Raw genomic sequence first — 20034 nt, 5'->3', positions numbered from 1 at the left:
CAGTGCATGGCGCACCGGCTTGCTTCCATCCTAGGAACTGAAGGCCCCGAGTGCAGAACACCCGGGGCCTAATGTCACATTATGAGACGTAGCGTCTCAATATATGGTTGCTGCTCAGGCGTCGCCGCCAGCGCCGTCGGCATTTTCCTCAGCTGCGCGCACGCGCACCGACTGGTTGGCGTCGCGCGCGGCACGGCGCAGCTTCTTGTCCGACAGGCCGCGCTCGCCCAGGGCTTCTGCCGTCCATTCGTCCTCAGCGTGATCGCGGGTCCAGGCGCTGAGGTCCTCGTCCGAGTAGGAGTGCTCCTTGATCCGCTTGGCCTTCGGGATGCCGTCAGCCGAGTCGGCCAGCCGGCGGCAGGTGATCAGGAAGGCGGTATGCGCGACCATGCGGTGGTCCGGGCGCACCGCGAGGCCGTCGACGTGCCAGCCGCGGACCAGGGTTTCGAAGCATTCGGGCTCGGTGAACTGGCCGGAGGCGCGGATCGCCTCGACCACGCGGGACATCTGGGTCACTGAGGAAACGTAGTTGGTCCACACCCCGCCCGGTGCCAGCACGGTGGCTACCGCGTCCAGGCATTCCCAGGGACTGAGCATGTCCAGCACCACGCGGTCGATGCTGCCTGGCTCTTCGAGCTCTACAACCTTGTCCTGGAAGTCGCCGATGGAGATCTGCCAGGACGGGTGTTCTCCGCCGAAGACGGTGGAGACGTTGCCGCGGGCGATGTCGGCGAATTCCTCGCGGCGCTCGAAGGAGTGCAGGAAACCCTCGTCGCCTACTGCGCGCAGCAGGGAGATGGACAGCGCGCCGGAGCCGACGCCTGCCTCGACCACGCGGGCACCGGGGAAGATGTCGCCGAACTGCACGATCTGCGCCGCGTCCTTCGGGTAGACCACGGTAGCTCCGCGCGGCATGGAGAGCACGAAGTCCTTGGCCAGCGGGCGCAGGGCCTGGTAGCGGAAGCCGTCGGCATTCTCGATGACCGAGCCCTCGGGCAACCCGATGATGTCCTCGTGCGGCAGCACGCCCTTGTGCGTATGGAATTCCCCGCCGCGCTGCAGGGTGATGGTGTTGATCCGGCGCTTCTCGTCGGTCAGCTGCACGCGGTCCCCGACCCGGAAGGGGCCGCGGCGGGCTGCCGCTCCGTGGGGGGCCTGGCTGATGGCTTCGCTCACTGATGTGATCCTTTTCTTGGTGCTTTCAGTCTGTATAGAAGTCTACTTGCGGCGTCCGGTGACGGCGTTGACGATTTGCCGCTGGTGCAGCAGGCCCACCACGTTCCCGGTGGAGCTGATCACCGCGTATTCGGCGCTCTCCACGCTGGCCAGGTAGTCGATCAGCGCGCGCCCGTCCGAATCCTCGGCGACGATCGCGCCTCGGCCCAGGGCGCGGGACACCGCCAGCGCCGGAACCTGCGCCGCCTGGCTTCGATCCACCCGGGACAGTGCCTGCGCGTCGATGACCCCGACCGGCATTCCCTTCGGGTCGACCAGGATGATCTCTCCCCCGCGTGCCGCCTGGCGCGCCAGCACATCGGCAACGCTGGCGTGCGAGACCATGGCCGAGGCCGGGCGCATCAGGTCGGTGGCGATTACCGTGGGCAGGTTCAGCATCATCTTGGAGTGCGCGATCAGCTGCGTGGTCGCCTGCCACATGAACATCGCCACCATGATGCCGACCACCACGGTGATGATCTGCGGCTGCTCGCCGCGAATGAGCGGATAGATGACGAAGTAGCCGATGAGGCCCACGGCGATCGCCCGGCCCACCCAGGACGAGGCGATGGTGCCCTTGAACTGGGACCCGGTGGCCTTCCAGACGATGGACTCGACCAGCCGCCCGCCATCGAGCGGAAGCCCGGGCAGGGCGTTGAACGCGCCGAGCAGCAGGTTGGCATAGACGAAGAAGTCAAGCAGCAGGTTCGGGTACACGCCCAGGGTGGCGTTCTGGATCACCAGCCAGCCCAATCCGGCCAGCACGAAGTTGGACAGCGGCCCGGAAAGCGCCACCCAGAGCGACGCGCCGGGCTTGGCCTTGAAGGAGCCGAACTGGGTGTGCCCGCCCATCAGGGTCAGCACAATGTGCGCATCGGGCCATTTGAAGGCGCGCGCGGTCATCGCGTGGGCCACCTCGTGGACCAGCACCGCCACGGCGATGGCCACGGCGCAGGCCAGGCCCATCAGGTAGGCGCTCAGCGGCGGGATAATCCCGCCGCGCGCCAGCTGGATGCCCACGCTGAAGGTGATCACCGCGGTGATGATGAACCACGAGCTGGAGAGGTAGACCGGGACGCCGCCGATGCGGCCCAGCTTGATTCCGGGGGACTTTTCCTGGGTACCGCTCACGCGCTGACCTGCACCAGCCAGCGGGACATTGCGGCCACATCCACTAAGGCCAAGGAGTCGATCCGGCGCCACTTGCCCTCGCCGGGGTCGGTGGCGTTGGGAACCAGCACCGCATGCAGCCCGGCCTCGGACGCCGAGGCGATGCCCGGCACCGAATCCTCGAAGCCGATGCACTGGGAGGCGGACAGCTGCTGGCCGGTGGCTTCGCCCAGCAGCCGCAGTCCGCGCAGGTAGGGCTCGGGGTGCGGCTTGCCCTGGGCCACCTCTTCGCCGGTCACGCTGGCCTGGAAGGTGCCTTCGGGGATGGCGAGCATCAGCTCGTCGACGATGCTGCGCTCGGACATGGTCACCAAGGCCTGCGGGATCCCTGCCTGCTTGCAGGCGGCCAGCAGCTCGCGCGCTCCAGGGCGCCAGGGGATTTCGCGGCGGATGCCGGCAACCACCCGGGCCGAGAGCCAGTCGATGATCTCGCGGATTTCCAGCTGCACCCCGGCCAGCTGCAGGGCGCGGGCGCCATCGGGCAACGCGTTGCCGACCAGGCCCAGGCCCTGCTCATGGCTCCAGGTTCCGCCATGCGAGACCACCAGCTCGGCTTCGGCAGCCAGCCAATAGGGCTCGGTGTCGATCAGCGTGCCGTCCATATCCCACAACACGGCTTGCGGGGTTGCGGGCTTGGTTCCGGCGGCAAAGTCAAAACTGGTGCTTGGCATGAGTCCATTCTAGATGGAAGAGTGGGGCTAAGCCGCCTCGGCGAGCCACGCCGGGTACATCGAGTGCTGCCAAGGAGTCGTCAATGAACGAGGAATACCACGCCCCGACGCTGGACAGCTATATCGCCAAGACCCAGCATGAGATTCGCCCCACCATTGTCCTGGCCGCCTTCGAGGGGTGGAACGACGCCGGCTCGGCGGCGACGGATGCCGTGCGCCTGCTGCTCGAATCCCACGAGTACGAGCATCTGGCCACGGTGGGCGAGGACGACTTCTACGACTACCAGTTCACCAGGCCCAAGACCCGGCGCACCGAGAGTGGGCGCGTGGTGGAATGGCCGCGCACCGAGCTGTTCAAGATCGCGCTGCCGCAGGCGGCCGCCGACCTGCTGGTGGTACTCGGTGTCGAGCCGACGTTCAAGTGGCAGGCGTTCTGCTCCCGGATCATCAAGGTGGCGCAGGAGCACAACGTCCACGCGGTGCTGAGCGTGGGTGCGTTGCTGGCCGACGTGCCGCATACCCGCCCGGTGCCGACCTCGCTGGCCAGCGACGATGCGCGCTTGCAGGAGCATCTGAAGATCAGCGCCTCCAGCTACGAGGGGCCCACCGGAATCCCCTCGGTGCTCGGTGTGGAGTTCGAACGCTACGGGATCCCGAGCCTCTCGCTCTGGGCGCAGCTTTCCCACTATGTCGCCCAGTCCCCCAGCCCGCGGGTCCAGCTGGCCATCATCGAGCTGCTGGAGGAGATCCTCCCGGTCTCCGTGCACGACCAGAAGCTGCGCGAGGATGCGCTGGCCTGGAAGCATGGGGTGGACGAGCTGGCCGCGGCGGATCCGGATGTCGCCAAGTATGTCGAGCAGCTGGAGCAGGCCACCGACACCAGCGAACTGCCCGAGGCCAGCGGCGAATCCATTGCCCGGGAGTTCGAGCGCTACCTGCGCCGCCGCGGAAAATACCGCACGGACGGCCCGGGGTCCGACTACGATATCTGAGGCGAACCCCGGGTTGCGTGCGAAGCAGCGTGCTAGAGCTTGAGCCCGAGCAGCGCGTCGATGCCGTCGCGCAAGGCGTTGGCGCCCTCGCCATTCGAGCTGGCAGGCTGTGCGGCCCACCGGTCGATGGCATCCAGCGCGGAGGGCGCATCAAGGTCATTGGCCAGGTGCTTGCGGATCTGGGCCATCACGCTGGCCGCATCCTCGAGGCTGGCGCTGGCCAGCGCCTCACGCCAGGCCGCCACGCGCTGCTGCGCGGTGGCCAGCAGTTCATCGGTCCAGAACCAGTCGCTGCGGTAGTGCTGGGAGAGCAGCACGGCGCGGATCGCCACCGGCTCGACGCCGGCGGCGCGCAGCTTGGAGACCAGCACCAGGTTGCCCAGGGACTTGCTCATCTTCTCGCCGTCCAGGCCCACCATGCCGGTGTGCACGTAGGCCTGCGCGAGTTCGGCATGGTCGCCGGCGGCGGCGTGGGCCGCGGAGAATTCGTGGTGCGGGAAGATCAGGTCCGAGCCGCCGCCCTGGACGGTGAACGGAGCCGGCAGGGTCTTGCGGGCAATCACCGAGCATTCGATATGCCAGCCGGGGCGGCCTTCGCCCAGCGTGCCGCCATTCCACCGGGGCTCGCCCTCGCGGGCGGCACGCCACAACAGCGGATCCAGCGCGTCGCGCTTGCCTGCGCGGTCCGGGTCGCCGCCGCGTTCGGCGAAGAAGCCGAGCATGGTCTCGCGGTCGTAGTTGGAGACCGATCCCAGCGTCCAGGCATCGTTCTGCGCGGCCATGGTGTCGAAGTACACGTCGCCTTCGACCCCGTCGGCACCGGCCGGCACGCGGTAGGCCAGGTCCGCGTCGAGCAGCTGCTCGACCACGGGGACCAGCCAGCCGATGGATTCCACGGCGCCGATGTAGTTCTGCGGCGGGATGACATTCAGCGCTTCCATGTCGTCGCGGAAGAGCTGGATCTGCGACTCGGCCAGTTCCCGCCAGTCGACGCCCGTGGCCGTTGCACGCTCCAGCAGCGGATCGTCCACGTCGGTGATGTTCTGGGTGTAGGCCACGGTTCGCCCGGCGTCGAGCCAGGTGCGCTGCACCAGGTCGAAGGTGACATATGTGGCGGCGTGGCCCATATGGGTGGCGTCATACGGGGTGATTCCGCAAACGTACATGCTTGCCGGCGCAAGAGCCTCATCCGCTGGCGCAGTCGCCTGCTGGGTACCGGTGGCGGTGTTGAAAAGTTCCAGTGTCGGTGCTGAACCAGCCACCTGAGGTACCTCAGGGTTTTTCCACGCGTGCACTTATGAACATCCTTTCGCAGATGCGACGTATTTCTTCCTTTAAGTCCAAGTGAAGCAGGACAAGGTTTATTCCCGTTAACTGCAAGATGTCCGTGAAGCAGTCCACGGACATCTTTCATGGGATGAATCAGGCGGCTATCCAGCCCAATCCGAGAGCGACGAACAGCGCCAGCCCCAGCAGGATGCGGTACCAGACGAAGAAGCGGTAGGAGTGGGTGGAAACGAACTTCAGGAACCAGCCCACGATCAGGAAGCCGACGATGAAGGCGACGACGGTGGCGACACCAGTCTGCGCCAGGGTGTAGACCCCCGGCTCATCGAAGGACTTGGCCAGTTTGTAGAGTCCCGAGGCGAACACCGCAGGGATGGCCAGCAGGAACGAGTAGCGGGCCGCCGCCTCGCGGGTGTAGCCCATGAGCAGGCCCGCGGTGATGGTGCCGCCGGAGCGCGAGACGCCCGGAATCAGGGCCATGGCCTGCGCGAAGCCGTAGAAGATGCCGTGCTTGACGGTCAGCTTCTCCAAGGTGCGCTGCTGCTTGCCGTAGTGGTCGGCGATGGCCAGGATCAGGCCGAAGACCACCAGGGTTGTCGCCACGATCCACAGCGAACGGAAGTTCGTATCGATGTAGTCTTCCAGCAGCAGGCCCAGGATCGCGATGGGCAGGGAGCCGACGATGATCAGCCAGCCCATCTTGGCATCCGGATCCGAATGCGGGATCTTGCCGGCCAAGGCCTTGCACCACGCACCGATGATGCGTACGATGTCACGCCAGAAGAAGACGATCACCGCGGTTTCGGTACCCAGCTGGGTAATGGCGGTAAAAGCCGCCCCGGGGTCCTGGGCGTTAGGCAAAAGTTCGCCAACGATGCGCAAGTGGGCGGAGGACGAGATCGGGAGGAACTCGGTCAGGCCCTGGATCAATCCTAGGAAAGCTGCTTCAAACCAATTCACCCCTCGACATTACTTCACGGATTGCGAGTATCCGGACTCAGAAACACGTAATGCGAAAAATTCACCCCGTGGTCGTACTCACGCATCATCCGAGGGTATGGTGAAGGGCAAAAGCTCGGAATACTGTTCATAGAGGGCGTCCTCATAGTCTTCGAAGGCATCGGCCAACGCGCCAAAGGCGGCGTCGACGGAAGCCTCGGCGGCACCGCGGCTCTGCGACACAATTGCCAGATGCTGCTCCAGGCGGGCAATAAATGCTTGCAGTGCAAAACTCGGATCAGTACTCATAGCATGAGGCTACAACGCATGGCGTTCTTTAGATAGGGGGCAGGATGCTCGAAGAAAGAATTAAGCCGCCGCTGCATCATCCCGATGACCAGCGCTTCGAATACCTGGTCATCACCTCTTTCCCCGGCGAGCCGAAGAATGTAGCCCGGGCAGCCCTGCGCGAGCATGCGGAAAACGGCAAATGGGAGCTGATGCGCACCTGCCGCTACGAGGGCGGCGCCTACAAGTATTGGCTGCGCCGCCGCGTGATGCGCATTCGCAGCACGCTGGCTCCCTGAACCGCCGCTAGGCAGGCTGCGCCGGGCCTCGTCCTAGCTGTCGAGCGGGCCGACCAGCCAGGAGGCCACCGTGTTGGCAGCCGACGCTGCATTGGACGGGTGGTACCAGCTGGCCTGCACGTCGCGGTAGAGCCGTTCGAATTCCGAGCCGCGGAAATACCCGCCGCCGCCCAGCAGCTGGCCGGCAACCTGGACGTTTTCCCGTGCGGTGTCCCCTGCAATGGTCCGCAGCGTCACCAGCTTCGGGAACCAGGCGCCCTGGTGGTCCGCCTGGGCTTCCAGGTCGCCGGCCACCGAGCGCTGGAGGGCATCCAGGGACAGCAGGCGCATGGCCGCCTCCGCCAGCAGGCCGCGGGCGCGGACATCCTGCGAATATTTGGTCCCGTCCTGGTGCACTCGATCATTCAGCGCCTCCTGCGCCAGGGTCACCGCACGATCGGCGATGCCCACGTAGACGCTCGCGGTCAGGGTGAGGAAGGACGCGAAGATGCCGAAGATCAGCGGGTCCGCGTTCGGGCCGACCGGCAGCCGGCTATGCACCCAATCGCTGGGAGCCACCGCATCCTCCAGCTTCGTGGTGTGCGACTGGCTGGCCCGCATGCCCAAGGTGTTCCAGTCGTCCATCGACTGCACGCCTTCGCCGCGGGCGACGAAGCCGTGGACGAGCTCCCCGGAGTCCTGGTCCTTGCCGAACACCCCCAGACGGGTGAACGCCGGGGAAAGCGAGGTGAAGATCTTCACGCCGGTGAATGCCACCGAACCATCGGCAGCGGTGGCCGCACTGGTCTTGGAGTCGAAGAGCACCGCATCGTTGCCTGGTTCCGAAATCCCGAAGGCCATCACCTCGCCCTCGGCAATCCAATCGGCAACCATGTCCAAGCGCCGGTCCCCGCGGGCCTTCAGCAGATAGGCGACTCCTGCCCAGACCTGGTGCATGTTGATCGCCAGCGCCGTACCCGGCGCGGCAGTGGCAAGGCGGCGCTGCGCCAGCGCCAGGGTGTCGAAACTCCACCCCAGTCCCCCGCGATCCGCCGGCACCAGCGCCTTGAGGTAGCCGAGTTCCACCAGCTCGTTGAAGTCCTCGATGGCGAACGCGTTCGCCTCGTCATAGCCGGCGGCCCGGCCGCGGAAGCGTTCAAGCAGCTCGTTGGTCAGTACTGATTCGATGGACAAGGATTCTGCTCCTGGTTTCTCTTGTGCTCGCTGGGAGGAGGATGTTTCTAGTAGTCCTGCAAGAGCTTCTGCAGGACGCGGACGCCGAATTTGACGGAGTCCACCGGCACTCGTTCATCGACGCCGTGGAACATCCCGGTGAAGTCCAGTTCGGCGGGAAGCTGCAGCGGCGCGAATCCGTAGCCGGTGATCCCCAGCTTGGCCAGCCATTTGTTATCGGTGCCGCCGGAGAGCATGTAGGGCAGGACCACCGCATCCGGGTCCTCGGACAGCAGCGATTCGATCATCGAATCCACCAGCGCCCCGGCGAACGGCACCTCAAGGGAATCCTGCTCATGCACCATGGACAGCTCGACATGTTCCCCGGCCAATTCGCGCAGGGTCTGCACGGTGGCTTCGTGCTGCTCGGGCAAGGTACGGCAGTCCATCAGCGCTTCGGCATGGCCGGGAATGACGTTGTGCTTGTAGCCGGCGTCCAATGCGGAAGGGTTCGCGGTATTCTGCAGGGTCGCGCCGACGAACCTCGAGACGTTGCCCATGGCCGAGAGCAGCGGGGCGGGATCTGCTTCATTGAAGTCCAGCCCGGACAGCTCGGCTACCTGTTCCAGCAGGGCGCGCGTGGTCTTGGTATAGGACAGCGGCCATTGATGCTCGCCGATGCGGTGCACGGCTCCTGCCAGATGGGTGACCGCATTGTCGCCGTTCAGCTGCGAACCGTGCCCGGCCATGCCCTTGGCGGTCAGCTTCAGCCAGGCGATGCCCTTTTCCGCGGTCTGCAGCATGTAGGCACGGCGGCCGTTGATCTCGACCGAGAACCCTCCGACTTCGCTGATCGCCTCGGTGGCGCCGGCAAAGAGCTCGGGATGGTTCTGCACCATCCAGCCTGCGCCATAGTCCCCGCCGGCTTCCTCATCGGCAAAGAAGGCGATGACCAGGTCGCGCCGTGGGGTGATCTTTTCGCGCTGCAGATGGCGGATGGCGGCGATGATCATCGCATCCATGTTCTTCATGTCTACCGCGCCGCGTCCCCAGATCATCGAGTCGATGATCTCCGCCCCGAAGGGATCCACGCTCCAGTCTTCGGCGATGGCCGGCACGACATCCAAATGGCCGTGCACCACCAGGGCCGGCAGCGCCGGGTCGGCACCCGGAATACGGGTGAGCACATTGGCCCGCCCGGGAGCAGACTCGTAGATCTTGGCATCCAGGCCAACTTCCTGGAGCAAATCGGCAACATATTCGGCGGCCTCCAGCTCACCTGCACCCTTGTTGCCGCCGTAGTTCGTCGTGTCGATCTGGATCAGTTTCCGGCAAATCTCGACGGCTTCATTTTCCATGCGTGCAATGGCGTCGGCAGTGGGCATCGCAATTGATCCTCTCGTAGCAGTGCTCTGCCATACACACTAGTCGGCCAAGCCCCCGGCCGTCTTGTACCGGCGTGCGCGAGCTTATCCGTGCAGTTCCCGGTAGGCGGTGCGCGCACCCGGGTGCAACGGCAGGCCACCGGTGCTGATCAAGGTTTCAGTGGTCAGGAATTGGATGCCGGCACTGGACTCGGGCACCAGCTGGCCAGCATGGTCGACCAGGAGCTTGACGATGGCTCCGGCCAGGTCATCAGCCATGTCCGCGCGCGCCATCAACAAGTTGCCCACCCCGATGGTCTGGACGGACTTGACGCCGCGGTAGGTTCCCTCCGGGATGGCAACCGCGTCGTACAGGTCCGGGTACTGGGCACGCAGTTGCGGCAGGACTCCCGACACGTCGAGCAGTTCCAAATCCATGCTGGACGCGAGTTCGCTCAGCGGCATCACCGGCAGGCCGCCGAAGAGGAAGAGCGCGTCAATGCTTCCGCGGCTCAGCGCGTCCAGCCCTGCCGCGTACCCGTACTGCAGCTCCTTGGGCGCGTTCGCACTGTCCTTGAGCTTCGCCGCTTCTAGGATCCGCTGGCCAGTGACCCAGGTGCCGGATTCGGGTGCGCCGGTCCCGATGGTGCGTCCTGCCAGATCCTGCAGCGAATCGATGCCAGCTTCAGGACGGATTATGCAATGGAAATAGTTCTGGTAGACGCGGCCCAGGGCCAGCGGCTGGGTCTGCGAGCCATGATCCTTCCGATACTGGTCCGCCGTATCGGCCAGCGCCAGGGCCAGCTCGGCCTCATTGCCTGCGAGCATCGCCAGGTTCTGGGCGCTAGCTTGGGTATTCAAGGCGTGCGACTGCTCGGCGACGCCGTTGGCCACCAGCGCTTTGGAGAGCAAGGAGGCAAATTGGAAGTACATTCCCCCATCTTCACCTGACGCGATATCCAATCGGCCTGCACTGGCCCGCGAAGTGCAAGAACCCAAGGCCGGGATCGTGGCAGCCACCGGGAGCGCAAGCAGGTATTTGAGCAGTTTCCGCCGCGATGGCAATGGCTCAGGATTCATCGTGGATCTCTGATTCCTTGGTGTGCCGGGGGAGGCTTATTGTGGCTTTCAGCCCTTGGCCCGGAGAAGATTCCAGCGTGAGTCCACCGGCATTGACGCGTGCCAGGCGATCGACGATCGCCAGTCCCAACCCTGTTCCCTGGCGGTGCCGCACCTGTTCTGCACGCCAGAACCGATCTGCGGCGTTCTCCAGTTCAGCTGCGCTCATGCCGGGACCATGGTCTTGGATATGAATCCCTATTGTTCGCTGGTGGAGCTCGAGGCCCATCACGATGCTGCTGCCGGGTGCGTATTTGAAGGCGTTCTCAACCAGTTCTGCGAGCATCTGCTGCAAATCGAAGCCGTTGCACCACGCGATGGCTTCCGGTTCCGAGGTGGCACTGGCATCGAGCACCAGCTGGTTGCCTAGCAGCCGGGCAGCTTCGGATTGCCGTTCGACTTCTTCGGCAAGCATCTGCCCGACGTCGATTTGCTGGCCGCGCACAGCTGCGTCGGGCAGCGCGTCCCCGGCCCTTTGCTCGGTCAGCCGATGCTCGGCGCTGGCCAAGCGCATGACGCCATCCAGCAGGGTCTCGACCCGTTCCAGTTCGCTTTCCACGGCGTGCACTCCGGCGGGGTCCGCCTGCTCGCCCAGGCGCATCTTCAGCAGATCCACGCGAAGCCTCAATGCTGCTACCGGGTTGCGCAGCTGATGGGATGTCTCTGCGATGAGCCGTTGCTGCTGCTCCAGGCTCTCGGCCATGGTTTGGGCCATGCGGCTCAGTGACCGGGACAGCTGGCGCAGCTCGGGAGGGCCTTGCTCTTCCAGATGCACCGGTGCCTGGTGCTGCGCAATGTCGTTGACCGCGTCGTTGAGCCGGTGCACCGGGCGAAGCACCCAAGAGGTGAGGCGGTCGGCCAGGAGCAGCAGTGCGGCACCAAGGGAGATGACCATGAGCCAGAGCACGCTGGACTTTTCCAGCACCTTTGTGCGTGCAGTTTCCAGTTTCACTTGCATCGTGACCGAGCCGAGCACCTGGGCGGAATTGCCGAAAGGCTGCGAAAGCAATGCAGTGGCATCGGAGAAGGGATCGATGGGCGGAAGCTGGAGGAGCCCGAGGTTCAGTTCGGCATTGCGCACGGCCTGCGCAACCTCGGGATCCTGCGGGTCGATGCTCCCCGAGACCAACTGCCGCTGGCCGAGATTGATCAGCAGTCCCTCGCCATACAGATCGCTATAGGTATCCATCTCCAGCTGGAGCAGCGACATGTCGCTGTTCAGGTCGGCATGGGTGGCAAGCTGGACAAAGCGGTTCAATGCCGAAATCCGGTTCAGCTGCAGGTCCGCGGTGGCATCGCGGCTCACGCTCTGCAACAGCATCGCGCTGGCGATGGCGACGATCGCCAGCAGCAGAGTGCCCAGGATTCCCAGTACGCGCAGCCTCACGGGTTTGGCGTTTCCAGCCGGTAGCCGACCCCGCGAACGTTCACGATCATCCCCGGCGCCGCGAGCTTGGAACGCAATCCGGTGAGGTGGACATCCAAGGAACGCGAAACCGCAATGAATGCGTCGCCCCAGAGGCGGTCAAGGATCTGCTCCCGGGTGACTACCGATCCGGCGTGCTGGGCCAGGAACGCCAGCAAGTCGAATTCCTTGGCGGTCAAATGCAGAGCCCGCCCATCGAGTACCGCTTCGTGCTTGCCGGTATCCACGCGCAGCCCGCCGGCGATGAGCACGCCGTCGTTGTCGTCAGCAAGCACCTTTGCCCGGCGCGCCACCGCGTCAATACGGGCAAGGAGAACTGCCAGGCCGATGGGCTTGACCAGGAAATCGTCTGCGCCCTGGCGCAGCCCCCGGACCACGCTGCGCTCGTCATTGCGAGCCGAGAGGATGACGACGGGAACGTCGCTGATTTGGCGCAGCTTGCGCAGGACCTCAAGTCCGTCCATGTCCGGCAGGCCCAGGTCCAGCAGGATCATTTGTGCGTTGCGATGCTTCAACAGCGCGTCGGCACCGCGGCTGACATGCTCTGCCAGGTGGCCGGCCGCGCTCACCGCATCAATCAGGGCGCGGGCGACGGCCTCGTCGTCTTCGACGATCAACAGCTGCACGGCATCATCCTCGGTGATCAGATCCGGGCGCGAAGCCCGCAGGTAACTGGTCAATTCTAGCAATTCGGGTACGCAGTGTTTCTCACGTCACCCTCAAACTTAAGAAAGTGTTAGTAGTTGACTGTGAGTTTGCCAGTAAGAAAGATCACTACGAAGATTGAATACGATCTCACACCCCCGTGGTCCGCATCACCGTAGATGCGCTGCCGCGGCGGCATCGCATTGCGGCAAAGGAAAATCAAATGAGTGAAAACATCGAGGCGCAACGCGCCGATCTGGACGGTGGCGGCCCACCGCGCTGGAAGGTCATTGGCCCGGGCTTGGTCGTTGCGGCGACCGGCGTTGGCGCAGCCGACATGGTAGCCACCCTGGTAGCAGGCAGCCAGTATGGCTATGCCCTGCTGTGGGCAGTGATTGTCGGCGTGATCCTGAAAATTGTTCTGGTTGAAGGCGCCGGCCGCTACACCCTGGCCACCGGAAAGACCATTTTCGAAGGCTGGAGCACCCTGGGCAAGTGGACCACCTGGTATTTCGGTCCCTACATCATCATCTGGGGCTTCGTCTACGGCGCTACCGCGATGAGCTCTGCCGCGTTGCCGCTGGCAGCCTTGATGCCGGCAGTGGACCTGAAGATCTGGGCAGTGCTCATGGGCCTGCTGGGCTTCGTGATGGTCTGGTTCGGCAAGTACAACTTCTTCGAGAAGATCACCGCCGTGCTGGTAGGCATCATGTTCGTGACCGTGGTGGGCTTGGCCTTCATCGCTGTGCCGAACATTCCGGAGATGCTCAAGGGCCTGATCCCGATGATTCCACAGGGCGGCGTGGTCTACACCCTGGCCTTGGCCGGCGGCGTCGGCGGCACCATCACCTTGGCCGCCTACGGCTACTGGCTGCGCGAAAAGGGCTGGTACACCCCTAAGTGGATGCGCGTCATGCGCATCGACAACACCATGGCCTACGTCATGACCGGCATTTTCGTGCTCGCGATGCTGATCGTCGGCGCAGAAGTTGTTCGCGCCGCTGGCGTCACCATTTCCGGTGGCGACAAGGGACTGCTGGAACTGGGCGATGTGCTGAAGGCCGAGTACGGCGATGTTGTCGGCAACGGCTTCCTGGTAGGCTTCTGGGCCGCGTCCTTCTCGTCGATCATCGGCGTGTGGAACGGCGTTTCGCTGATGTTCGCTGACTTCTGGGGCCACATGCGCAAGAAGCCTGCAAACCACCCGGACACCATGACCGGCGGCAAGTACTTCAAGTTCTACGTCCTGTGGCTGACCTTCCCGCCAATGGTGCTGTTCCTGCTGGACAAGCCGATCGCCCTGATCCTGGCCTACGGCGTCCTCGGCGCACTGTTCATGCCGTTCCTGGCAGTAACCCTCTTGGGCTTGCTCAACGGCAAGCGCATCCCGAAGGAATGGGCGAACCGCTGGCACACCAATACGGCGCTGGCGATTACCGCGGTGCTGTTCATCATCCTGGGCGTGCAGCAGCTGATCAAGTCCCTGGCTCCGCTTTGGAGCTGACAAGCTTCCGCTAAGTTGAAGGCCGTGGTGGCATGCAATGAATTGCATGCCACCACGGCCTTCGCGTCTAGGCTGGAGCTATGAGCATCAAGCGGATTGGAATCCTGGGCGCAGGACGAGCTGGCACGGCATTGGCCCGGGCAGCGGCAGCTGCCGGCATCGAGGTACGCATCGCGGGCTCGCGGCCCCCGCGGATGATGAAATACCACTTGGCGCAGTATGCATCCCGGGCCACCGGCGTGCTGGCCGAGGAGATCGCCGAGGATGTCGACTTGGTGGTGCTCATGGTGCCGCAGGAAGAACTCGGCGACATCGATGTCTCCTCTTTGGCTGGCATCCTGCTGGTGGATGCGACCAACCGCTGGGAAGATGAGCCGCTTCCCGATTGGCTGGAAGCCTCTCTGAATGCCGGTCTGTCCAGTTCCGAGGGCATCGCGGCCCGCTTCAAGAGCTCGCGCGTAGTCAAGGCACTGAATCACATCAGCCATTGGGATATGGATGCGGATCGGGCAACTAAGCAACCTGCGCAGCGCGCCCTGGGCGTCGCCGCGGATAACGCGCAGGATGCCCAGATGGTTTCGGAACTCACCAAGGCATTGGGTTTCTCCCCGGTGCAGCTGCCCAGCTTGGCCGCCGGCCGGGTGCTGGAACCGCAGGGACCGGTCTTCAACCAGGTGCTGGATGCCGAGAGCCTGCGCCGGCTCAGCGGAACCCAAGGGTAGCTGGGCTCAAGGCACGACGGTTCCATCCAGTGGGACTGCTTCGCAGTGAATCGGCAGTGGACAGCTAATCTTCTGGATACTTTTAGCCTATTTCGAGAGGATGCCCGCACATGTCCGAAAGCAGCTCGTTCAACATTTCAGCCAGGAGCATCAGCAACTGGGATTACGAGGCCGATGTGGTGGTTGCCGGCTACGGCATCGCCGGGGTGAGCGCCGCCATCGAGGCTGCACGCGCCGGAGCCGAGGTGCTAGTGCTCGAACGTTCCGGAGGCTGGGGCGGCGCCGCCTCCATGGCCGGCGGCTTCGTCTATCTCGGCGGCGGCACTCCGCTGCAGCGGGCCCTGGGCTTCGAAGACACCGTCGAGAACATGAAGTCCTTCATGAAGGCCGCCCTCGGCCCGGGGACCGACGATGCGAAGATCGATGCCTACTGCGAAGGCAGCGTGGATCACTACAACTGGCTGGTGGACGCGGGTGTCGTCTTCAAGGAATCGTTCTGGGGCCAGCCAGGCTGGGAACCTCCCCATGATGACGGGCTGATGTACTCCGGCGGCGAGAACGCAGCCCCGTTCAGCACCTCGATTTCCCCGGCTCCGCGCGGGCACGTTCCGCAGATGTCCGGCAAGAATACCGGCGAGCAGGGCGGCGGCTACATGCTCATGAAACCGCTGGTCGAGACCGCGCAAGCCCTGGGCGTGCGCGCCGAATACGACCTGCGGGTGCAATCGTTGGTCGTCGAGTCCGATGGACGCGTGGTGGGCATCGGGGCCACGCGCTATGGCGAGGATGTCTACGTAAAGGCACGTCGTGGCGTGGTCCTGGCCATGGGCAGCTTCGCTTTCAACGAAGAAATGGTCCGTGCCAATGCGCCGCGCATCCTGGGCCGCCCGGCGGCATCCATTGAGGTGCACGACGGGCGCGCCGTCCAAATGGGCCAGTCGATTGGCGCAGCGACAGCCCACATGGACGCCACCGAGGTCGCATTCTTCTGCGATCCGCAGTTGCTGGTGCGCGGCATCCTGGTCAACGGCCGCGGCCAGCGCTACATTAATGAAGACACCTACCCGGGCCGGCTCGGCCAGGCGACGTTGTTCCACCAGGAGAACCAGGCATTCCTGGTCATCGACGAGGCTGCATTCGAAGAAGGCTCGGCCAGCGAAACCTCCACTCCGGAACTGTTGATGCAGCCTACCTGGGTTGCCGACAACGCCGCCGAGCTGGAAACCGAGATGGGACTGTCTGCAGGCAGCCTCCAGGCCACCATCGAGCAGTACAACCGCTTCGCGGCAGAGGGCACCGATCCCCTGCTGGGCAAGAACCCCAAGTGGGTCAAGCCACTGCGCGGTGCGCTGGCGGCGATCGACCTGCGTGGCCGCACCGGAGGATTCACCCTGGGCGGGCTGAAGACCGATGCCGACTCACGGGTACTGCATGTTTCGGGCGCACCGATCCCGGGCTTGTTCGCGGCGGGACGCTGCACTTCGGGGGTCTGCGCCGGCGGCTACGCCAGCGGTACCAGCCTGGGCGATGGAAGCTTCTTTGGCCGCCGCGCCGGAATCAGCGCGGCACAGCAAGCAAAGTCCCCGGATGGCATCGCGATGGCGCAGGGAGCCGCGGCTCATTGATTCCGTCCCCAGCGGGCCAAGATTTCTGGCAGATGTGAAAAATCCCCGGTTGACCGAAGTCAACCGGGGATTTACCTGTGCGCGAAAGGGGACTTGAACCCCTACCCTCTATTCGAGGACCAGCACCTCAAGCTGGCGCGTCTACCTATTCCGCCACCCGCGCAGGTTGTTCGTTGTTCGCGTTGTTATCGCTGGCAACGAAGTAAAACTCTACCACCGCTTTCGCGTGAATTCCAATCGGCCACCAACTGCCCCGAAGTCGTCGAAACGCCCGTAAATTCGCGGAATATTCGGCCTTGAGTAGGAGGTTTCAGCATTTTCACTGCAATTTCGTGTCAAGGGTCACAAGATTTTCGGCAGAATTGCAAGTTTTCGGCGACCGTGATGCCAGTTGCCAGCGATTCGAGCAATCAACTGTACTCGCGCAGGCGTGCGAATGACGCGGGTGCCCACTGTCCTTCGTTGATCAATTAGGCGAAGCGACGGCTCACTGTCCTCGTGGCTTCGATCAGCGCCTGATCTCCCTACGACATTCCGGAACGAAAACTGATTGAAAATGAACATCGCTCGCCACGTGGAATCGAATTGGCAGCATGCCAGCTCTCAGATACTCCATAGCGATTCGTCGTGCTTTGAGAAGTAAGCTCAGATCATCGTTAATGCTTGTCAAGCAATGAAGAAGGCACAGCGGGCCATGAACCATCCGGAATCAGCACCAGGACAAGGCAAGCGCCGCAGATTGCTAGACCGAACTTTTTACGTGGGCCTGATCCTCAAGGGCATCACGGGCGTTTCGGAACTCGTGGCCGGCACCATATTTCTCTTTGCCGGGCCATCTCAGATCATGGTGTTCGTAAGTGCAGTGACTCACCACGAACTTTCCGAAGATCCGCAGGATTTCATCGCCCGCTTTCTGGTCAGTTTGGCTGAACGCCTAGATGTTTCTGCAACACTCTTTGCAGCGGCTTACCTGCTATTCCATGGGATAGTAAAGGTGGTGCTGGTGTGGGCAGTGCTGAGAAACCAATTGTGGGCTTATCCGTGGCTCATTGGATTCCTAATTGCATTCATCGTGTACCAGATCTACGAGCTGTTTATCAGCTTCAGCTGGGGACTCATCGGGCTCACAGTTTTCGACGCATTCATCGTTGTACTGACATGGCGCGAGTATCAACTTCATCGACGGACAGCTTGAACTCTCCAGCCGAGCTCCCCGCATTTTCAATGATGGCCGGCCAAGGAGATCCAGAAGAGCGGAAGCAACTTTCGATGAAGCCCTCGTTGGCCCGATTTCCCGTAAAGTGCGTACATGACTGATTTTTCCCTCGGCAGCAATCCCATCCATCACGGGCTGATGCCGACCGACGATGGCCACCAGCTGTACTGGGAAGAGTTCGGACGCCGCGACGGAATCCCGGCACTGCATCTGCACGGCGGCCCGGGAGGAACGCTCGGCGCCAGCGGCTATCGAAACCGCTGGGACCTGTCCCGTACGCGCCTCGTCGGTTTCGAGCAGCGCGGTTGCGGCCGTTCCCTCCCCTCGGCTGCAGATGCAAACGTGGAGATGGAATCATTCACTACCCCGCGGCTCATTGCCGACATCGAAACGTTGCGCATCGGGCTGGGAATCGAGAAATGGATCCTCAATGGCGTGTCCTGGGGCTCGACCTTGGCGCTCGCCTATGCGCAGGCGCATCCCGAACGTGTTATCGGCATCGTGCTGTTCGCGGTGACGACAACCAGCCGTGAAGAAGTCCAATGGATCACCGAAACCGTCGGAGCGCTCTTTCCCGAGGCATGGGACCGGCTCGCTGTATTCGCCAGCAGGCATGTTCCTGCCTATGCGTCCGGAGAGTTGCGGCTGGTCGAGGCCTACGCGCAACTGCTCAGCTCCAGCGATCTTGAACTTCGCGACGCGGCCTCCCGCGAATGGGCCCTGTGGGAGGACACCCACATTTCCCTCGGCTCCGAGCAGGTGGTTCGGGATCCGCGCTGGGAAGAGCGCAGTTTTCGGCATTCGATGACCCGGATGACGACGCACTTCTGGGCCCACGACGGCTTCTGCCAGCCACCGATCCTCGAGAACATGGCCAAGATCCAGCATCTTCCGGCCGTCCTGATCCACGGACGCGCCGATGTTTCCGGCCCTGCAAGAACCGCATGGAAGCTGCACCAGCTCTGGCCGGCTTCCTCGCTGGTCATCTGCGAAAAAGACGGCCACGGAGGAGCGGACATGGTGGATCACTGGACATCCGCAAACGCGAAGATGCTCGACTTGGCTTCTTGGTAGCATCAAAGGCGGAGTTTCGAACGAAAAATTCCGTCACCAGCACAGCACCTTGGGAGTACCGATCATGCGCATAGCCATGCTTTCCCTGCATACCTCGCCAATGCAGCAACCCGGCTCCGGCGATGCAGGCGGCATGAACGTGTACATCCAGAACCTTTCCTATGCGCTGGGCGCGCTGGGCCACGAAGTGCATATGCTCACGCGCACCGCCGGGGAATCAGAGTCGCTGCAAGTCAGTGAGGGCGTATGGATGCACCAGGTGCAGGTAGCCGCGAACCGGACCCTGGCCAAGGAGCAGCTGCCCAAAATCACCGACGAAGCCGCGGAAGAAATAGCCACCCACCTGCACGGCGTGAAGCTCGATGTAATCCATGGCCACTATTGGCTCTCGGGAATGGTGGGGCTGCAGCTGGCCGCACGGTGGGACGCTCCCCTGCTGGTGTCGATGCACACCTCGGCCGCGGCCAAGGAGCACGAATCGGGCATCCCCGAGCCCGGGTACCGCAAGGATGCCGAGCAGCAGCTGCTTGCCGAATGCGCGCGCATCATCGCCAACACCCCGGTGGAAGCGAAGCAGCTCGGGCACTTCTACGCCGTGGAATCGAAAAAGCTCGACATCGTGCTGCCCGGCGTCAACCACCGAATCTTCCATCCGGACCAGGACAAGGTGCGCCGCCCGCTGGGCGAGGATGACCTGCATCTGGTCTATGCCGGACGGATGCAACCGCTGAAGGGAGCGCATCTGCTGCTCGAAGCCATGGGCATCGCGCGCCGCGAGGACCCCAGCCTGCGCATCACCGCATCACTCTTCGGCGCCCTGTCCGGGCAAACCAACTACGACCTGCCATCGCTCGTGCAACGCCACGGCCTTCAGGACGTCGTCCGCTTCTTCGATCCACTCTCCCCCGAGAAATTGGCACTCGTCTTCGCCAACGCCGACGTCGTTGCAGTCCCTTCGCTCTCCGAGACCTTCGGCCTGGTAGCTGCCGAAGCGCAGGCCTGCGGCACTCCGGTTCTGGCCAATGCCGTGGGCGGTTTGGCGTACGCCGTGAACGACGGCGAATCAGGGTGGCTCATGGACGAGCCCGATGCCCAGCTGTGGGCCGAAAAATTGCTTGAGCTTGCCCGGGATCCTGAACAGATTACCGCCGCCGGCCATGGCGCACTGGAGCATTCGGGACTATTCACCTGGGAACGCGCCGCTGTCGCTACATTGGCCAGCTATCGCATGGCCCAGTCCGAGCGCCACCGAGCCTAGTCAAGGTCGGTGGCGCCACAGTGCCCTGGCCGTCAACGCGACTGCGTCGATGACCAGGGCACTGGTGA

19 protein-coding genes and 1 tRNA gene are annotated in these 20034 nt (G+C 63.6%); 8 read left to right on the top strand and 12 right to left on the bottom strand.

The features are described 5' to 3' along the window. Positions 1-114 precede the first annotated feature (114 nt). Genes ATK23_RS05085 through ATK23_RS05075 form a run of 3 tightly spaced genes read right to left on the bottom strand, consistent with a single transcriptional unit; the run spans position 115 to position 3056 of the window. Positions 115-1176 (bottom strand): tRNA (adenine-N1)-methyltransferase, encoded by a 1062-nt coding sequence (locus ATK23_RS05085; RefSeq protein ID WP_100339245.1) that lies wholly within the window; start codon positions 1174-1176, stop codon positions 115-117. Positions 1177-1218: 42 nt separating this feature from the next. Then, positions 1219-2346 (bottom strand): site-2 protease family protein, encoded by a 1128-nt coding sequence (locus ATK23_RS05080; protein ID WP_083515432.1) that lies wholly within the window; start codon positions 2344-2346, stop codon positions 1219-1221. Then, positions 2343-3056 carry an HAD family hydrolase gene (locus ATK23_RS05075; RefSeq protein ID WP_066138272.1) on the bottom strand — a complete coding sequence of 238 codons (714 nt, stop codon included), beginning with the start codon at positions 3054-3056 and terminating at the stop codon, positions 2343-2345. The genes ATK23_RS05080 and ATK23_RS05075 overlap by 4 nt, the downstream gene beginning before the upstream one ends. 83 nt (positions 3057-3139) lie before the next feature. Here ATK23_RS05075 and ATK23_RS05070 point away from each other — a divergent pair, with 83 nt between their 5' ends. Beyond that, positions 3140-4048 (top strand): proteasome assembly chaperone family protein, encoded by a 909-nt coding sequence (locus ATK23_RS05070; RefSeq protein ID WP_066138269.1) that lies wholly within the window; start codon positions 3140-3142, stop codon positions 4046-4048. 32 nt (positions 4049-4080) lie between these two features. On the opposite strand, the gene mshC is transcribed toward ATK23_RS05070, so the two are convergent. The 3 genes from mshC to ATK23_RS05055 form a co-directional block, all read right to left on the bottom strand. Beyond that, positions 4081-5343 (bottom strand): cysteine--1-D-myo-inosityl 2-amino-2-deoxy-alpha-D-glucopyranoside ligase, encoded by a 1263-nt coding sequence (gene mshC / locus ATK23_RS05065; protein ID WP_066138266.1) that lies wholly within the window; start codon positions 5341-5343, stop codon positions 4081-4083. A gap of 127 nt (positions 5344-5470) precedes the next feature. After that, complete coding sequence (locus ATK23_RS05060; protein WP_066138263.1) at positions 5471-6295, bottom strand: undecaprenyl-diphosphate phosphatase; 825 nt, start codon at positions 6293-6295, stop codon at positions 5471-5473. 78 nt (positions 6296-6373) lie between these two features. Further along, a complete protein-coding gene (locus ATK23_RS05055; RefSeq protein ID WP_038991037.1) occupies positions 6374-6583 on the bottom strand; it encodes a hypothetical protein in 210 nt (69 codons plus the stop codon). Between the two features lie 44 nt (positions 6584-6627). Between ATK23_RS05055 and ATK23_RS05050 the strand changes: the two genes are divergently transcribed. After that, positions 6628-6861, top strand: a complete 234-nt coding sequence (locus ATK23_RS05050) for a DUF5703 family protein (protein ID WP_066138260.1) — start codon at positions 6628-6630, stop codon at positions 6859-6861. Positions 6862-6894: 33 nt separating this feature from the next. On the opposite strand, the gene ATK23_RS05045 is transcribed toward ATK23_RS05050, so the two are convergent. The 5 genes from ATK23_RS05045 to ATK23_RS05025 all read right to left on the bottom strand — a co-directional run bounded on the left by ATK23_RS05045 (position 6895) and on the right by ATK23_RS05025 (position 12548). Then, positions 6895-8034, bottom strand: a complete 1140-nt coding sequence (locus tag ATK23_RS05045) for an acyl-CoA dehydrogenase family protein (RefSeq protein ID WP_066138257.1) — start codon at positions 8032-8034, stop codon at positions 6895-6897. A gap of 47 nt (positions 8035-8081) precedes the next feature. Further along, positions 8082-9398, bottom strand: a complete 1317-nt coding sequence (locus tag ATK23_RS05040) for a M20/M25/M40 family metallo-hydrolase (protein ID WP_066138254.1) — start codon at positions 9396-9398, stop codon at positions 8082-8084. 84 nt (positions 9399-9482) lie between these two features. Next, positions 9483-10457 (bottom strand): TAXI family TRAP transporter solute-binding subunit, encoded by a 975-nt coding sequence (locus tag ATK23_RS05035; RefSeq protein WP_066138251.1) that lies wholly within the window; start codon positions 10455-10457, stop codon positions 9483-9485. Further along, positions 10447-11883, bottom strand: coding sequence for a sensor histidine kinase (locus ATK23_RS05030; protein ID WP_066138247.1), 1437 nt, complete (start codon positions 11881-11883; stop codon positions 10447-10449). Before ATK23_RS05030 ends, ATK23_RS05035 begins: the two co-directional genes overlap by 11 nt. Next, positions 11880-12548: a response regulator transcription factor gene (locus ATK23_RS05025; RefSeq protein WP_066138990.1), complete on the bottom strand. Its 669-nt coding sequence runs from the start codon at positions 12546-12548 to the stop codon at positions 11880-11882. Before ATK23_RS05025 ends, ATK23_RS05030 begins: the two co-directional genes overlap by 4 nt. A 242-nt stretch (positions 12549-12790) precedes the next feature. Between ATK23_RS05025 and ATK23_RS05020 the strand changes: the two genes are divergently transcribed. The 3 genes from ATK23_RS05020 (at position 12791) to ATK23_RS05010 (ending at position 16418) form a co-directional block, all read left to right on the top strand. Continuing rightward, positions 12791-14071 carry an Nramp family divalent metal transporter gene (locus ATK23_RS05020; protein ID WP_066138986.1) on the top strand — a complete coding sequence of 427 codons (1281 nt, stop codon included), beginning with the start codon at positions 12791-12793 and terminating at the stop codon, positions 14069-14071. A gap of 80 nt (positions 14072-14151) precedes the next feature. Continuing rightward, entirely contained in the window at positions 14152-14793 is a 642-nt protein-coding gene (locus tag ATK23_RS05015) for an NADPH-dependent F420 reductase (protein ID WP_066138244.1), read from the top strand. A 110-nt stretch (positions 14794-14903) separates the two neighbouring features. Beyond that, a complete protein-coding gene (locus ATK23_RS05010) occupies positions 14904-16418 on the top strand; it encodes an FAD-dependent oxidoreductase (protein WP_066138241.1) in 1515 nt (504 codons plus the stop codon). A gap of 78 nt (positions 16419-16496) precedes the next feature. Here the strand turns inward: ATK23_RS05010 and ATK23_RS05005 are convergent. Continuing rightward, positions 16497-16581 (bottom strand) — tRNA-Leu (locus ATK23_RS05005). A gap of 510 nt (positions 16582-17091) precedes the next feature. On the opposite strand from ATK23_RS05005, the gene ATK23_RS05000 reads away from it, so the two are divergent. From ATK23_RS05000 to ATK23_RS04990, 3 genes are all read left to right on the top strand, one after another. Further along, complete coding sequence (locus ATK23_RS05000; RefSeq protein WP_083515431.1) at positions 17092-17613, top strand: DUF2127 domain-containing protein; 522 nt, start codon at positions 17092-17094, stop codon at positions 17611-17613. A gap of 114 nt (positions 17614-17727) precedes the next feature. Then, positions 17728-18708: an alpha/beta fold hydrolase gene (locus ATK23_RS04995; RefSeq protein WP_066138235.1), complete on the top strand. Its 981-nt coding sequence runs from the start codon at positions 17728-17730 to the stop codon at positions 18706-18708. A gap of 64 nt (positions 18709-18772) precedes the next feature. Beyond that, positions 18773-19966: a glycosyltransferase gene (locus ATK23_RS04990; protein ID WP_100339244.1), complete on the top strand. Its 1194-nt coding sequence runs from the start codon at positions 18773-18775 to the stop codon at positions 19964-19966. Positions 19967-20034 lie beyond the last annotated feature (68 nt).

The organism is Glutamicibacter nicotianae (assembly GCF_002797775.1).
Taxonomy (GTDB): Bacteria; Actinomycetota; Actinomycetes; order Actinomycetales; family Micrococcaceae; genus Glutamicibacter; species Glutamicibacter nicotianae.
This window is presented reverse-complemented; position numbering and strand designations above follow the sequence as displayed.

What these genes read in the sequence shown, in the direction of transcription:
- ATK23_RS05040 (WP_066138254.1), bottom strand. Translation starts at nt 9,398, where the DNA reads ATGCCCACTGCCGACGCCATTGCACGCATGGAAAATGAAGCCGTCGAG.
- ATK23_RS04995 (WP_066138235.1), top strand. Translation starts at nt 17,728, where the DNA reads ATGACTGATTTTTCCCTCGGCAGCAATCCCATCCATCACGGGCTGATG.
- ATK23_RS05075 (WP_066138272.1), bottom strand. Translation starts at nt 3,056, where the DNA reads ATGCCAAGCACCAGTTTTGACTTTGCCGCCGGAACCAAGCCCGCAACC.
- ATK23_RS05070 (WP_066138269.1), top strand. Translation starts at nt 3,140, where the DNA reads ATGAACGAGGAATACCACGCCCCGACGCTGGACAGCTATATCGCCAAG.
- ATK23_RS05010 (WP_066138241.1), top strand. Translation starts at nt 14,904, where the DNA reads ATGTCCGAAAGCAGCTCGTTCAACATTTCAGCCAGGAGCATCAGCAAC.
- ATK23_RS04990 (WP_100339244.1), top strand. Translation starts at nt 18,773, where the DNA reads ATGCGCATAGCCATGCTTTCCCTGCATACCTCGCCAATGCAGCAACCC.
- ATK23_RS05050 (WP_066138260.1), top strand. Translation starts at nt 6,628, where the DNA reads ATGCTCGAAGAAAGAATTAAGCCGCCGCTGCATCATCCCGATGACCAG.
- ATK23_RS05015 (WP_066138244.1), top strand. Translation starts at nt 14,152, where the DNA reads ATGAGCATCAAGCGGATTGGAATCCTGGGCGCAGGACGAGCTGGCACG.
- ATK23_RS05020 (WP_066138986.1), top strand. Translation starts at nt 12,791, where the DNA reads ATGAGTGAAAACATCGAGGCGCAACGCGCCGATCTGGACGGTGGCGGC.
- ATK23_RS05000 (WP_083515431.1), top strand. Translation starts at nt 17,092, where the DNA reads ATGAAGAAGGCACAGCGGGCCATGAACCATCCGGAATCAGCACCAGGA.
- ATK23_RS05055 (WP_038991037.1), bottom strand. Translation starts at nt 6,583, where the DNA reads ATGAGTACTGATCCGAGTTTTGCACTGCAAGCATTTATTGCCCGCCTG.
- ATK23_RS05035 (WP_066138251.1), bottom strand. Translation starts at nt 10,457, where the DNA reads ATGAATCCTGAGCCATTGCCATCGCGGCGGAAACTGCTCAAATACCTG.